A 14,654-nucleotide genomic window follows, 5' to 3' on the forward strand; every position below is an offset into this window, starting at 1 on the left:
ACACCTTTCGCCCCGCCTGTGAACCGACAGCGATACGGTAAGTGATCGAGTGCCCCAGCAGGGGTGTCATCGGGTCGTCATCCACCGCATCCGAGGCCAGATAGCTGTTTTCGACATCCCGTTCCAGCAGGCCTTGCCGTTCCAGATAGCGACCCACCCGGTGGGCGATGGTGTGCGTCAGCTGGGTGAGCTCTGGGCTGGTCGGCGCCTTGACCCAGCGGAAACGCGCTGAGCCGTGGGATTGCTCGACATACACACCGTCGAGAAACAGCATGTGGAAGTGAACATTCAGATTGAGCGCCGATCCAAAACGCTGGATCAGGGTGACCGCGCCCGTCTTGGCCACTTGGTGGGTATGGCCCGCTTTCTTGACCAGGTGCGTGGCAATGACGCGGTAAACGATGCCCAGCACCCACCCCATGATCTCGGGCCGGCTGGCAAACAGGAAATGTGGGCGGACAAAATAGTTGGGAACTGGGAGGGGTGGAAATGGAGTTTTTAAGGATTATTTAGGGAAGAGTGACAAAATAGATGGGAACTGGGTGTAGCGTCGTAAGCTAATACGAAAATTAAAAATGACAAAATAGTTTGGAACTAGATTTCACTTATCTGGTTAACTAATCTAGCTAACCTGCCGCTCAGCTTAGTACGATCCTATATCCAACTGATCATAATCCTTTCATCAGTATCCCAAATTAAATCCCCCTCCTAGACTGCCTCACCAACACTTTACAGTGATCCCGTATTTCCGGACAGGTGATTGATTTTTTTCGCTTGTACAGGTGTTAAGCCACAGTTATCTTGATGTGGACATTATGCATTGTAATAGCCCATTAACATGCGCTAAGAGCATAAATTAATATACAGTAACAAGCATTACGAGGTGCTAATGTTTGGAAAGCAGCCTCTTCCAACTACAATAATAAGTTAACTATCCTCCACCCACAAATAATTACAAATGACCCCTTTCCGCTATAACTCCGATCTCACCAGCGGCTCGCTACAAACCCGAGAGTGTCGCATTATTACTGGCTTGTTACTCCAAGAGCTTGATGAAGCTGCCTGGGATAAAGCCATGTATAAGGAAAATGTGCTTCAGAAACGCACGCAATCTACGGTAAGACGTATTTCTTCAGCGCTTAGAAAACGCCTAGAACACCTAAGCTCTGACTTTTGGGCTTTTGCGTTTTTATGTTAGGCATTGTCTGGCAACTGGAGGAAGTGTAATGACCATGAATGGTCACTGTGATTGACAGTATCTTGCTTAAACTTATCTGAACAATGGTAGAACTGGCTCATATTTATCCCCTCTATGATTGTTTATCTTTTTCACCATAAAAAGTATCAGGGGCTACTCAGGGCTACATAAAGATATTTATCTACTTTTACTGATTGATAAGTAGCATCAGTCCATCCGCAGGACTGGTGGTGCCGGCAAAATGCTGACCCAACACATGCGTATAGATTTGCGTGGTCTTAACATCGTTATGCCCTAAGAGTTCTTGCACAGTGCGAATATCACGCCCCGCTTGTAATAGATGCGTAGCAAACGAGTGACGAAATGTATGACAAGTGACACGCTTGCTAACGATGCCTGCTTTTTGTACGGCTGCCTTCAATGCCTTTCGCGCAACGGAGTCATGCAGATGATGGCGGCATAATTTGCCGTTATACGGGTGGTTGCAGAGCGTGCTGGAGGGAAAGACAAACATCCACGCCGCTTGTCGATAAGCAGAAGGGTATTTGTGATCTAAAGCAAAAGGCAGCGATGGCCCTACGCCTTGTAAGTTGTCGTCTTGCTGAATAAGCCGCGCTTGCTCAATGAGTTATTTTATTGCTGGGATTAGGCGCGTGGGCAGTAGGCTGTTTCTGCTTTTCCCACCCTTACCGTCATGCACAGTGATGCAGCCATTATCAAAATCAAAATCTTTAACCCGCAAACGCAAGCATTCATTAATGCGCAAACCTGCACCATACAGCAGCGTAAAAATAACTTGGTTGCGAGTATCCATAACCTGCAAAATGCGTTGCACTTCATTTGCAGAGATAACAGAGGGTAGCCGTCTAGGCTTGCTTGCAGGGATATAATCAATATCGCCCAACGGCTGTTGTAAAAACCTGTTGTACAAAAAAGCTAGGGCATTTAAAGCGATTTTCTGCGTGTTTATGGCTACATGTCTGCTGTTTGCTAAGCTGGATAAAAACAGCCTGACCTCTTCACTGCCCATGGTCTGAGGATGACGTTTTTTGTGAAACAGAATAAAACGCTTAATCCAGTGCAGGTAAGTTTTTTCAGTTTTCAGCGCATAACCTTTTTGTCGCATATCCGTGCGTATAGAATTTAAAAATGGACTGTTAGACATAAAACGCTCCTTGTCTTGCAACTGTCTGCCTATACAGCCTATTCTAGCTGGGATTTAAAAAAGTGCCTGTTTTTTACGCCTAGAGATGCTTGTTTACCGGTAGAGTTTTAATTTAATGCTAAATAAATTAAAATGTTATGAGTTCTTTGGGTGAGATAATGTGCATCGTGCAAGCAGGATAGACGGCATGCACGATTTGTAATAACAGAGTGTCTTGTATTTTTAAAGAAAGTCTATTTAATACAAGTGATTATATTAATTAACGGTAAGCATCAGCGGGTGACAAAACGAGCATGCTTACTAATAAAATGTTAACCTCTGAGGAAGAATTGTGAAACTATCACTAATGGTAGCTATATCGAAGAATGGAGTTATCGGGAATGGCCCTGATATTCCATGGAGTGCCAAAGGTGAACAGCTCCTGTTTAAAGCTATTACCTATAACCAATGGCTGTTGGTTGGACGCAAGACTTTTGAATCAATGGGAGCATTACCCAACCGAAAGTATGCGGTCGTAACACGTTCAAGTTTTACATCTGACAATGAGAACGTATTGATCTTTCCATCAATTAAAGATGCTTTAACCAACCTAAAGAAAATAACGGATCATGTCATTGTTTCAGGTGGTGGGGAGATATACAAAAGCCTGATCGATCAAGTAGATACACTACATATATCTACAATAGACATCGAGCCGGAAGGTGATGTTTACTTTCCTGAAATCCCCAGCAATTTTAGGCCAGTTTTTACCCAAGACTTCGCCTCTAACATAAATTATAGTTACCAAATCTGGCAAAAGGGTTAACAAGTGGCAGCAACGGATTCGCAAACCTGTCACGCCTTTTGTACCAAAAGCCGCGCCAGGTTTGCGATCCGCTGTGCCAGGCGTTAGGCGTCATATGAAGATTTCGGTGATCCCTGAGCAGGTGGCGGAAACATTGGATGCTGAGAACCATTTCATTGTTCGTGAAGTGTTCGATGTGCACCTATCCGACCAAGGCTTTGAACTATCTACCAGAAGTGTGAGCCCCTACCGGAAGGATTACATCTCGGATGATGACTCTGATGAAGACTCTGCTTGCTATGGCGCATTCATCGACCAAGAGCTTGTCGGGAAGATTGAACTCAACTCAACATGGAACGATCTAGCCTCTATCGAACACATTGTTGTGTCGCACACGCACCGAGGCAAAGGAGTCGCGCACAGTCTCATCGAATTTGCGAAAAAGTGGGCACTAAGCAGACAGCTCCTTGGCATACGATTAGAGACACAAACGAACAATGTACCTGCCTGCAATTTGTACGCAAAATGTGGCTTTACTCTCGGCGGCATTGACCTGTTCACGTATAAAACTAGACCTCAAGTCTCGAACGAAACAGCGATGTACTGGTACTGGTTCTCGGGAGCACAGGATGACGCCTAACAATTCATTCAAGCCGACACCGCTTCGCGGCGCGGCTTAATTCAGGAGTTAAACATCATGAGGGAAGCGGTGATCGCCGAAGTATCGACTCAACTATCAGAGGTAGTTGGCGTCATCGAGCGCCATCTCGAACCGACGTTGCTGGCCGTACATTTGTACGGCTCCGCAGTGGATGGCGGCCTGAAGCCACACAGTGATATTGATTTGCTGGTTACGGTGACCGTAAGGCTTGATGAAACAACGCGGCGAGCTTTGATCAACGACCTTTTGGAAACTTCGGCTTCCCCTGGAGAGAGCGAGATTCTCCGCGCTGTAGAAGTCACCATTGTTGTGCACGACGACATCATTCCGTGGCGTTATCCAGCTAAGCGCGAACTGCAATTTGGAGAATGGCAGCGCAATGACATTCTTGCAGGTATCTTCGAGCCAGCCACGATCGACATTGATCTGGCTATCTTGCTGACAAAAGCAAGAGAACATAGCGTTGCCTTGGTAGGTCCAGCGGCGGAGGAACTCTTTGATCCGGTTCCTGAACAGGATCTATTTGAGGCGCTAAATGAAACCTTAACGCTATGGAACTCGCCGCCCGACTGGGCTGGCGATGAGCGAAATGTAGTGCTTACGTTGTCCCGCATTTGGTACAGCGCAGTAACCGGCAAAATCGCGCCGAAGGATGTCGCTGCCGACTGGGCAATGGAGCGCCTGCCGGCCCAGTATCAGCCCGTCATACTTGAAGCTAGGCAGGCTTATCTTGGACAAGAAGATCGCTTGGCCTCGCGCGCAGATCAGTTGGAAGAATTTGTTCACTACGTGAAAGGCGAGATCACCAAGGTAGTCGGCAAATAATGTCTAACAATTCGTTCAAGCCGACGCCGCTTCGCGGCGCGGCTTAACTCAAGCGTTAGAGAGCTGGGGAAGACTATGCGCGATCTGTTGAAGGTGGTTCTAAGCCTCGTACTTGCGATGGCATCGGGGCAGGCACTTGCTGACCTGCCAATTGTTTTAGTGGATGAAGCTCGTCTTCCCTATGACTACTCCCCATCCAACTACGACATTTCTCCAAGCAACTACGACAACTCCATAAGCAATTACGACAATAGTCCATCAAATTACGACAACTCTGAGAGCAACTACGATAATAGTTCATCCAATTACGACAATAGTCGCAACGGAAATCGTAGGCTTATATATAGCGCAAATGGGTCTCGCACTTTCGCCGGCTACTACGTCATTGCCAACAATGGGACAACGAACTTCTTTTCCACATCTGGCAAAAGGATGTTCTACACCCCAAAAGGGGGGCGCGGCGTCTATGGCGGCAAAGATGGGAGCTTCTGCGGGGCATTGGTCGTCATAAATGGCCAATTTTCGCTTGCCCTGACAGATAACGGCCTGAAGATCATGTATCTAAGCAACTAGCCTGCTCTCTAATAAAATGTTAGGCCTCAACATCTAGTCGCAAGCTGAGGGGAACCACTAGTGTCATACGAACCTCCAAGAGACGGTTACACAAACGGGTACATTGTTGATGTCATGTATGACAATCGCCCAAGTAAGTATCCAGCTGTGTTCAGAACGTACGTCCGAATTCCAGACTATGTCGAACGGATACCCGAGGCAAAGCGGAGCATTAGTCCCAAAGCATCTCCGGTAGATCCGGAGGCTCCATACTGAAGGCATGGCTCACAAGGGTCTTGGGGAACTCAGCCGATCCTGACGCTTCTGTGGGCAAGTGGGACCGGCGCCTAGCGCAGTGCGGTGGTATTGATGAGATGTCAAGTGGGGTGCAGGCAACATACTTCAGTCCAAACGGTCAGCTGGTCGGCTTAGTGGCATACATTGATGCCGAATGGATGGATGAATAGCTCTGACGTTACGATTCAGGTGAGACAACCAGATGGGCATTGCGTACAAGCTCAGTTGCCACCGATGTGGCTACGAGTCTGATCTTCTTTACCTAGGCCAAGGTATGGCGATGCTTCCTGAGCAAATAGTCGGAACGTGCACATGCTGCGACAATCTAACGACGATTTCTATAAATGAAAGCTACGGAGTATGCTCACTTTGTGGGGCTAAGGATCGTGTGATATTTACAAGCTATCAGCATGAGGCAAGGCCAAGAAATCCCTGCTATCTAGAGAGAAGTTTCAAATATCAATGCCCAAGATGCCATGCCTTCAGTATGGAGCCTCCGGATCTACCGGAGATGCTTTGGGACTAATGCTCCGCTTTGCCTCGGGTATCCGTTCGACCTATGTTTAAGAGGAAACGCACGTGTCTGCCGCCAAAGCTCTTGCCTATGCACTTTGTGACAAGTTGGAAAGCAAAAAAGTTGATGAAGTCGTACGAAATCTTGTTTCTAGCGGCTGGAATATTAGGGAAGTGGCCTGGGAAGCTTCGTCCTTTGATCATGAAATGCCCTACTTTGACACGGGGCGGGACTTCGATATTGGATTTCCTGACACGCTGTCATCCAAGATTGAGTTTTTGACCGCGAATGGATCAATCGTCCAAGCACGTGCTCGCCTGCACTTCAAGCAGGCTCTAATTTTTGCCAAGGCGTCCAAACATGTCGCCGCGCTCAAGAACTCATTGGATTACTACTATGGATCGTCTGTAATCCCCCCTCAAAACCACGGAGGCTATTTGTAGAAAATTCCATTAATATGAACTCAAGGTGTTCCCTACGGACGAATCAGCGATGAAGGTGGTGTACCTGGCTATCCAGGCGGCGACCAAGAAATGGACGATGCCGATCCGCAACTGGAAGCCGGCCATGAACCGTTTTATGATCGAATTTGGTGACCGTTTAAATGGCCACCTTTAACTGACCGGCAAAAGCACTTACACAAAAGGGTTTACAGGCTCTTTCAGTCATTCCTTTAATGCGTAAATTGCTCTCTAACCACTCTCTCAGCCCACCCTTCCATATCCTCTCTCGATACTTGCAGCTCCCCCAACCCCTTTGGATGATTCACCCCTCTATGCCCGTCTTGTCCATATAATTGATCAAACAAACTATTTGGCCAATTCAATGAGCTCTTCACCACTCCACGCCGTATCTTTTCAAAATCATTCCGCCATGTTTCGCTATCAACGCCACTCAACACTTTGGTAGAAAGCATTTTCACCCCATCCGATGCATCCACCTCTAGCAATACAAATTCACTGCCATTACGTTGCACCCCAACGGCTTTAATCACTCTTGGTGAGCCATCTTTACACAGATGTAATCGGCTACGCCCAACTTTTGGCAAAACCAAGGTTTCTTCAAAAAGCACCCGACATGCAAATTTAGTTTTTAGAATTGAAAGTAGCTCATCAAAAGCAGCAAATCGATTAGCAAAAATAGAGTTGTAATTGGTTGCATCCTGCTTCCCACCCACATCTGCCGCTGCTAGGACACCACCTAAGTGTGGCTCATCAGTACTAACCAAATTACTATTTTCACTTGTTGTTGCTTCTTCTTTTTCTAAAATAGTTTGGCTACTTTTTCTTGCCCTGCGAGATTTTTCAATTCGACTAGGTCTACTAAAACTTATCCATGTCGGCTCAGCCTCTATGACTCGTGTGTCTGTGTCTATATTGGCTGTTTCCTCATCGTCCAACTGTAGATGCTCATCATCAACAACTGACTCTGTTGAAACCGCTATGTGCTGCGTACTACCATCACCTGCCTCCTTTTCCTGAAAAGAGGCATGGCTAATAGCTGTTGTGCTAGGAAGCATAGCGTTGATTTCTAAACCTACTATTTCCTCAACTAAATAATCCTTATCCTCGTTAGAAGAACGTCCTTTTACATGTAATTTCCAACCCTGCATGGGCGGAGGGTCAAAGCTAAAGCACCAGCTTTCAACGCCGTTCTTAATTTCTCTATTTTGTTGATAGTGCCTAAAAATACTTTCATACGAATCCATAACATCTTGATCCGAAAACAACCAAACCAAAAGCTGCACTACGGCCGACTGCTCTAACGCCCCTTTAGGAAACGATGAACTGGGTAAGATCCTTATCTCTAAATGATCTCGCTCAACCTCATACTGAACGTCGAACTCTTGCTGTAAAGCGGTACTGCTCAAACAGCTTCGACAGAAATAGGAGTTAATTAAAAATAATGACCGAGCTAGCTCTAACTGTGGGATGTGATAACGAGTCTTGCTATATGGTGTTTCAGCTTCGTAAATAAATGAACTCTGCGCTCCATCCTTGTTGCGTACGGAAGCAAAGGACGAGAGATTAGGAAAATCGATTATTTTGGCTCGTTGAAGATCCGATGCTTCAAACTCAATCACACGATCCGCCTTATTTATTTGCTTTGTTGTACTGTTAACCACCTTAGCTCGACTTAATAAAGGCAAATGAGTAAATCGAGTCCATTTCCGTTCTTGCATTGGATTAAACCAAACAAAAATACGCCACTCCTTATGACCCGAGTTACGGAATAAATGACCAATATGTACAACCTGCACATTGTCATTAAATGTAGCTAGCCTAACCACTCACTCTTCCCCATAAACCATTTCCAAGAATCTTTGTGCTTCCTCAGTTATCCGCTCTTTAGATAACGTTGCACTTCTTAATAATCGCCAGCGCCTAAGCTCAACATCTTCCTGTTTAAGCTTAATAAAAGCTTGGCTAATCCGTCTAATTTGATAATCTTCCACACTCTCTGAGTAACGCTTTAAGCAAAGCGCTACCAAAGGCAGTTTCTGTAGATTTTTTGCAAGAGAGGTTCCGTTAGGAGTTTGCTTTAACAGCCAGCTCGATGTCGCTCTTGGGTGATCAAGGCTACTATCTAGACGCTTTATGATTCTTAATAGTTGTCGTACAGCAATTCGATCTCTTTGGTTCCAATCAACTCTAGGGGCGGGTGCCAGACGCTCTTGTTGATGCTGTTGATTCCAGTGAACTAGCCAATCCCTGTCATGTCGGTAAAGCCAAGCGTATAGCACCCCACCCTCTAAAGACTGTCTTGCCGCCTTAATTCCTTGGTATTTATGCACTAGTTGCTGCCAGTCTTTATGCTTAACAGATAAATCTTCAGAGTTAGGTTGCACAGACTGGCTAACAGGTCTTGTCGTTATAGAGTGCTCAGTAAGAGCACTTGCCTGCTGTAGCGCTTCTATAACCGTTAGTTTTGGCAATAAGGCTTGCCACACAATACTATGCTGTAAATAACTAAAGGCTTTTCTATGCTTACGGAATATACTTTTCAGCCAACACGTGTCCTTGTTCTCTGCCAACTTTAAATCCAGTTTCTCTAGTGCCTCATCACTAAAAGTCTGCCTCACTCTCTCCGCCACCAAGTCATGACGAATGTGCTTGCTTTTGGTTAGCCCTAGATCCTGCGCTAAGCGCTGATAAAACAGCGTCCACTGCTCAAGGCTTGGGGAAAGCTCTTGCGCTCGTGGAGCATCTAACAGAGGGGCTATATAAGCAGCTAGTGCTGTTAATTGAGATAGGGAGTCTTTGGGGTAGTCTGAAAGCAGCTCAGTATGACCCAAAGCCCAAAATTGATGTCGGTGATCATCTACAGCTCTATCAAAGAAGACTAAAGCACCGTGTTTTGGACAATATGGCAAAGCGGGCAAATACCAATCTCGTTGCCAAAAGGCTTCCCCATACCTATTTAGCTGAAGAGCAACGCAATCAGGGCAGTATCTAAAGCGGTTATCGCTCTTAACTCTAGAAGCAGCGACTCCTAGCATTAAATGCACCGCACCTTGCGCTTGGTACTCCATTAACCGAATAGCTTCGTCTCGGCGCTCCTTGCCTACAAACGGAGCATATAAAGGGAATAAGGTATGCTCATAAATAAGCTACTGAACAGCGTAACGTCCTGTTTGATGTAGATGTCTTGCTATCACACCTAAATGCGAGGGCAGACCTAAGGTAGCGACCACCTTGCGGTTGCCATACACCTCATCCAACAGCTGCTTAGGACTAACAATCCCTTGATAAACGCCTGCCCGTGCAATAGTGCTATAAATCAGCTCATTCGAGTACGGAACAGGAAAGTTTCTCATGGCTAACCTGCTTGTTTAAATAAGCTCGCCATATCCACTATTACCCCTTTCCCTTTTAACCGTTCATGCATGGTTTTTTCAGGTTGGCGTTGTGAATAGATATAACGTAAATCCGTATCAGGCAAGCTATCCCAGTCGCTGGGCTTGACTACCTTTATAGCCGAAACCTTTTTACTCTTGGAGGGCTTTTCTAGTTCTGACACTACCGTTTCGCCTTCCATCAACCACTGCAAAACAAGAGGCAGTAACTTTTGTCTTGTCATCGTTGGATTCTGGCTAAACGCTTTTTTAATAGTGGGAATTAACAGGCTTGAATCGTAATCCTCTTTCAGCATCAGATATAAATGACGCTGATCTTCGGTATCTAACTCTTGAAGGGCTTTTTCTTCTGGTGTTTGTTCTTGTATCGCTGCGATATCTAGCTGAAGTTGGATTAACCGTTTATCAATCTCGGGAACGACTAGATCAGAATAACGAGCAATGCGTTCTGGGATACCCGAGCGTAATGCCTCTAGCATGGGGTGCACAGGCTTTAACTCATCTTGATACACTTGCCGCAATAAACCAGCGGTAATACGCTCATTGCCTAAAGCTAGCGCACGGAGCTGAGCGAGTACAAAAAGTTTTACTACAATGTCCATCACTCCTTGGCTTAGCTCATACCACACATCACGGACCTCATCCGATAACAGCGCATCTTTGCGTTGTAAAAGCTGTAATTGCCAAAGATTATCCGTAAAAGCGATCCACTCTTGATTGGGCTTTCCACGTTGCGTTTGTTGTATAGGATCCCAGAATATAGCTCCAAACCCTGCCCCTCTACGTGCAGACCGCAAATCAGCCTCAAAAATCTCTCGTGCTTTAGGGGTACCAATCAACATCACTGGTACGCCAATAATATTCACCATCGTCACAAAAAAGTTCAGCATCTCTTGAGATCCACCCGAACGAGAGCGGCTTAAATGCTGAATTTCATCAATAACCAACAACCCTAAAGCATGTGCATTGGCTATTTGCGACATCAAAGCCAACATGGTTTCTATACCATGACGTTTTAAGCCATAACGACGCTCATAGTTCGAGCCCAAGGCTCGATCCAACGCTCTGAAAAAATTCAAGCAGATTTCTTTTAGCGAACCATTATGCGAGCAGTCTATTTTCAAATACACCACCTGCTCTACATTGAGTTCACGATGGTAAATCACCTGAGGATACGTGGCTAGAATACGATGAAGAGAGGTCGTCTTCCCACTACCAGAACAACCAATTAACAATAAGCTTTGTGCCGTAGATCGTGCCTCCTCAAAGCGAAATGTCTCCAACTCTCCCGTTTGAACACGCTCATAACCATTTTGTAAATGCTTTTGTAAATCTCCTGTTTTAGGATTTCTGCCTACGTAGCCACCTCGAATCATGACCGAAATACGCTCACTTAGTAGCAAATGCGTACCTAATGGCTGAAAATAGTCATCTGGAATACGACAAATGGTATGAGCTCTGATAACACGGGACTTTTGCAAGTCAGAGGAAGTAAGCTGTAAAGAGGATTTCAGTGATGCAGCACTATTCACTGACTCTTGTAATGGTGGTAAGGCCTCGATAAAAGGATTATCACGATAAGCCTCTACCCCCGTATCACGATAAACTGCTTGAATCCGGGTAGCACTCATGACTCATCCTTTTCTGGTGGATCCTGAAATAATTCAGGCACGTATGTGGGTAGGCTGTAATCTTCTTGATCATCCGCTTCCACTGCGTTGAAAGGAATAACTTTAGCCTCATCACCTGAAGAGCTTGGCTTCAAATGCTCCGCACGTTTTTTACGCTCCGAGGTCACGGCTTCTTTTTTATTAGTTTTAATCTGCTTAATGCGTGTTGATTTGGGCTCAGTAGTACTGGGCGTTAACTTATTCGCTTTCTGAATGGTTTGCTGAATAAACGCCTCAAGCTCCCTGCGTTTAGTTAACTCATCCTGCTTCGCATTGGCTTTATTGTGTTTTTCTTGTGCTTGTATATCCCAAACCTCCCAAAATGAGAGACCTTTAAACTGCCGACTACGTTCCGTCAGATTACAGCGCCAAAATACACGGCTGCCAACTTGCGGAAACAAATAAATCGTATCAACCAGCACTGGGTCATAAGCCGCTTCTAAATGTTGAGGTCTAGCTATATCAGTGCTCCGCTGCAACCAACCCTCACGCAGAATCTCTGACCCCGAGTAATACAAACCCCACAAATTAACGCCAAATGAAGAAATAGAGACCTTTCGGCGAGGCAGTAACGCTACTCGCAACTGCTCTTGCTCCACAGCCCTTAAACTACCTGTACGATGCTGCATACCCCATTGCCATAGCTGGACAGGAATAGACGGTAAATCTGTAGGAAAATCAGCATCTCGATCGTATTTATCCATCACCAGATGGTTATTTCTGAATAAGATCGTACGCAAAATAATTTGTGTGAACTCAAATACCGACAGAGATGCATCTAACCTATAGTCTGTTTCACCATGGCTTTTGATCCGACTGCCCTCTACAATGCCAGGTGCAAAGGACTTAAACTCGGCTTGTAGTGTTCTAAAAGTGCTTTCCACTATGCCTTTAGCATCGCCACGTCTAGGTGGAGCACTTTCCACTCGCACATTAAAACTAGAAACTAAGGCTTCGACCTGATGACTCATTAATTCGCCACGGTCCGCTAGCAACACATCTGGCAAACCTACACACGGCCAGTCTGAGCTACTAATCTCAATATCATGCTGGGCACAAATGGCCGTTTTGTCAGAGCAAGCATTTACAAAAGCCTGCATCGCCACCACATAAGACGGATTTTCAAAGCCGATATAAAAGCCCGTGATCATCCGACTAAACACATCAATCACAATGTAAAGCGTTGGTCTTCCTATGATTTTTTGGCGATCATGATGATCCACTAAATAAATATCAGCAATCGTGGCATCAATCTCATAACGACTCCCAGGGCCTAACGCCTGAGAAGTGGCTGTACTACTTAAGGGTCGTACGTCTTTTTTATATACCCCTGCTTTAACTCTAGACTTTAAGCGCTGAGCTTTAGGGTATTCTCGATCATAAAAATAACGAAACTGACGTAGTGTTGGGTAATCCTCTTGGGGAATGCGAGGAAAATACTGAGCAAACAAGTCCACAAATCGTCTATAGGCAACGGTGGTCTTTGTACCTTTTTGATTTAACAGGTGCTTTTCTATGGTCAACCTAAAAAGGCGTTCAATCTCGGGCGTTACCTTGGTTCCTTCACCCTTACCATATTCTCTGGCTCGGCCAATCTTTGCTGTTCCTGTCGCTGAACGTCTTTCCCCTGGTGCACCGCTGTTTTTGTAGTCAGGAATTAATGCATTAGGCGTTTGACCACGCTGCCAGTAACGGCGTAACAACTTATAAACTGTAGCCTTAGTAACCTTATGTTCTTGGACCACATGCTCAACGAGTTCGCTTCTGACTTTAGGGTCGAAACGATCCTTACTATTAATAATAGGAAGAATTTTTCGATAATCCTCCTCGCGCTTCTGGAAGCTGACAGAATCTACAGACGGCTCTTCTAAATCAAGATGTACATAAGGGTCATCAGTTCTAACTAAGCGGCCTTCATCTAAATACTGCATTAGCAACAACTCAGCCCTAGCTTGTGGAACTCCTTTATCAGCGCTTATTTGCATCCAGACAACTTGGCCATCCTCTATAGCCAAAATGCGATACGGATCATTATCAAATAGCACAACCTCATTAATTTGCCACATAGCGCAACTCCTCCATATTCACTACTTGGCTAATACAGAGATCTGCACACTTATTTGCCCTGAAAGACTTATAAATATTGAACTTAATAAAACCATTTGCGGTTAAGGCTCGTATCTCACTCAATGTTTTGCCTAACTCCAAATCATAAGCAATATCAACCTGCTTACAGACATTGATAATGTTTTCATCTCCTTTTTCTTGCAGGATATGGGCCAATGGGGATAGTTGTGCTAAAAGCTCCGCAGAAACTTCTTCTGTTTTCACTGAATAAAGCCATTCAATATTTTCTTTTACTACGGGATTTATTTCTTTATCAGTAAAAATGAACCAAGGAATTTGCTTTTGCTGCCAATAGCGACGCTCTAGTTCTAGTTTTTCTAAGGTACGCTCGTCTTGTAAGGCTGCTGCAGGTTTGACTTGAATAGCAAACTGCTCAAAAGGACCATCTTTGCAGTCCACTAAAAAATCAGTAGACATAACCTGATCTACACCACGAATAACAGGATGCTTAATACCACTATCTATTGCAATCTGCCTGGTATCACTAGGTAATAAGGGGAACTGCTCGCGTATATCTAGCACGCTGCTCTCCCACTCAAGACTGAGAAAAACAGCAAGCTCTAAGTCAGATAGCAAATGATGGACTCGTCCCGTCTTATGAGAATAAATACGGTGGGAACGACCTGAAGAAGGAACTTCTTGTACTGTTAGCCATGGAATATAGTCTTTACCATGCCCTTGGCCACGCCCCTCTTTAATACGACGGGCAATTTGCACTTCAGAAAATGAAGAGTTTGCTTTAGCCATAACAAAAGTCCAGTATGCTTTTTCACAGCATAACTGGACTGATTTCAGTTTACAACTATTCTGTCTAGTTTAAGACTTTATTGTCATAGTTTAGATCTATTTTGTTCAGTTTAAGACTTTATTGTCCGCCCACAGGAAACGCAGCTGAAACGGGAAGCTCAACACCCACTGACGCATGGGTTGTTCAGGCAGTACTTCATCAACCAGCAAGGCGGCACTTTCGGCCATCCGCCGCGCCCCACAGCTCGGGCAGAAACC

General features: G+C 45.3%; 9 protein-coding genes and 6 pseudogenes. 8 read left to right on the top strand and 7 right to left on the bottom strand.

Annotation, left to right across the window (positions count from 1 at the left end):
• A pseudogene (locus FTU50_RS13965) lies at window positions 1-448 on the bottom strand (transposase); the annotation flags it as partial.
• A 510-nt stretch (window positions 449-958) separates the two neighbouring features.
• Between FTU50_RS13965 and FTU50_RS13970 the strand changes: the two are divergent.
• Complete coding sequence (locus tag FTU50_RS13970) at window positions 959-1,198, top strand: BrxA family protein (RefSeq protein WP_001353740.1); 240 nt, start codon at window positions 959-961, stop codon at window positions 1,196-1,198.
• Window positions 1,199-1,385: 187 nt separating this feature from the next.
• On the opposite strand, the pseudogene intI2 reads toward FTU50_RS13970, so the two are convergent.
• Window positions 1,386-2,363, bottom strand: a pseudogene (gene intI2 / locus FTU50_RS13975) (class 2 integron integrase IntI2).
• 331 nt (window positions 2,364-2,694) lie between these two features.
• On the opposite strand from intI2, the gene dfrA1 reads away from it, so the two are divergent.
• From dfrA1 to FTU50_RS14010, 7 genes and pseudogenes are all read left to right on the top strand, one after another.
• Complete coding sequence (dfrA1, locus tag FTU50_RS13980; RefSeq protein ID WP_000777554.1) at window positions 2,695-3,168, top strand: trimethoprim-resistant dihydrofolate reductase DfrA1; 474 nt, start codon at window positions 2,695-2,697, stop codon at window positions 3,166-3,168.
• 94 nt (window positions 3,169-3,262) lie between these two features.
• The gene (gene sat2 / locus FTU50_RS13985; protein ID WP_000704156.1) at window positions 3,263-3,787 is read left to right on the top strand and encodes a streptothricin N-acetyltransferase Sat2; all 525 of its coding nucleotides are present in this window, start codon (window positions 3,263-3,265) and stop codon (window positions 3,785-3,787) included.
• A gap of 57 nt (window positions 3,788-3,844) precedes the next feature.
• A pseudogene (gene aadA1 / locus FTU50_RS13990) lies at window positions 3,845-4,680 on the top strand (ANT(3'')-Ia family aminoglycoside nucleotidyltransferase AadA1).
• Between the two features lie 28 nt (window positions 4,681-4,708).
• Window positions 4,709-5,206 (top strand): hypothetical protein, encoded by a 498-nt coding sequence (locus FTU50_RS13995; RefSeq protein ID WP_001444089.1) that lies wholly within the window; start codon window positions 4,709-4,711, stop codon window positions 5,204-5,206.
• A 254-nt stretch (window positions 5,207-5,460) separates the two neighbouring features.
• Window positions 5,461-5,652, top strand: a pseudogene (locus tag FTU50_RS15730) (hypothetical protein); the annotation flags it as partial.
• A 409-nt stretch (window positions 5,653-6,061) separates the two neighbouring features.
• Window positions 6,062-6,439, top strand: a complete 378-nt coding sequence (locus FTU50_RS14005) for a hypothetical protein (RefSeq protein ID WP_001271300.1) — start codon at window positions 6,062-6,064, stop codon at window positions 6,437-6,439.
• A 22-nt stretch (window positions 6,440-6,461) separates the two neighbouring features.
• Window positions 6,462-6,614: pseudogene (locus FTU50_RS14010) on the top strand (IS256 family transposase); the annotation flags it as partial.
• Between the two features lie 55 nt (window positions 6,615-6,669).
• Here FTU50_RS14010 and FTU50_RS14015 read toward each other — a convergent pair.
• The 5 genes and pseudogenes from FTU50_RS14015 to FTU50_RS14035 all read right to left on the bottom strand — a co-directional run bounded on the left by FTU50_RS14015 (window position 6,670) and on the right by FTU50_RS14035 (window position 14,396).
• The gene (locus FTU50_RS14015; protein ID WP_000251879.1) at window positions 6,670-8,286 is read right to left on the bottom strand and encodes a Tn7-like element transposition protein TnsE; all 1,617 of its coding nucleotides are present in this window, start codon (window positions 8,284-8,286) and stop codon (window positions 6,670-6,672) included.
• Window positions 8,287-9,813, bottom strand: a pseudogene (locus FTU50_RS14020) (TnsD family Tn7-like transposition protein).
• Window positions 9,814-9,815: 2 nt separating this feature from the next.
• Window positions 9,816-11,483, bottom strand: a complete 1,668-nt coding sequence (locus tag FTU50_RS14025) for an AAA family ATPase (protein ID WP_001276994.1) — start codon at window positions 11,481-11,483, stop codon at window positions 9,816-9,818.
• Window positions 11,480-13,588, bottom strand: a complete 2,109-nt coding sequence (locus tag FTU50_RS14030) for a DDE-type integrase/transposase/recombinase (RefSeq protein WP_000267723.1) — start codon at window positions 13,586-13,588, stop codon at window positions 11,480-11,482. The genes FTU50_RS14025 and FTU50_RS14030 overlap by 4 nt, the downstream gene beginning before the upstream one ends.
• Window positions 13,575-14,396, bottom strand: coding sequence for a TnsA endonuclease N-terminal domain-containing protein (locus tag FTU50_RS14035; protein ID WP_001029679.1), 822 nt, complete (start codon window positions 14,394-14,396; stop codon window positions 13,575-13,577). The genes FTU50_RS14030 and FTU50_RS14035 overlap by 14 nt, the downstream gene beginning before the upstream one ends.
• Between the last annotated feature and the right edge of the window lie 258 nt (window positions 14,397-14,654).

Source organism: Acinetobacter sp. YH12112 (assembly GCF_013418945.1).
Taxonomy (GTDB): Bacteria; Pseudomonadota; Gammaproteobacteria; order Pseudomonadales; family Moraxellaceae; genus Acinetobacter; species Acinetobacter indicus.

Coding starts and splice junctions, on each gene's coding strand:
- FTU50_RS14035 (WP_001029679.1), bottom strand. CDS start 14,396: ATGGCTAAAGCAAACTCTTCATTTTCTGAAGTGCAAATTGCCCGTCGT.
- sat2 (WP_000704156.1), top strand. CDS start 3,263: ATGAAGATTTCGGTGATCCCTGAGCAGGTGGCGGAAACATTGGATGCT.
- FTU50_RS14025 (WP_001276994.1), bottom strand. CDS start 11,483: ATGAGTGCTACCCGGATTCAAGCAGTTTATCGTGATACGGGGGTAGAG.
- FTU50_RS14030 (WP_000267723.1), bottom strand. CDS start 13,588: ATGTGGCAAATTAATGAGGTTGTGCTATTTGATAATGATCCGTATCGC.
- FTU50_RS13970 (WP_001353740.1), top strand. CDS start 959: ATGACCCCTTTCCGCTATAACTCCGATCTCACCAGCGGCTCGCTACAA.
- FTU50_RS13995 (WP_001444089.1), top strand. CDS start 4,709: ATGCGCGATCTGTTGAAGGTGGTTCTAAGCCTCGTACTTGCGATGGCA.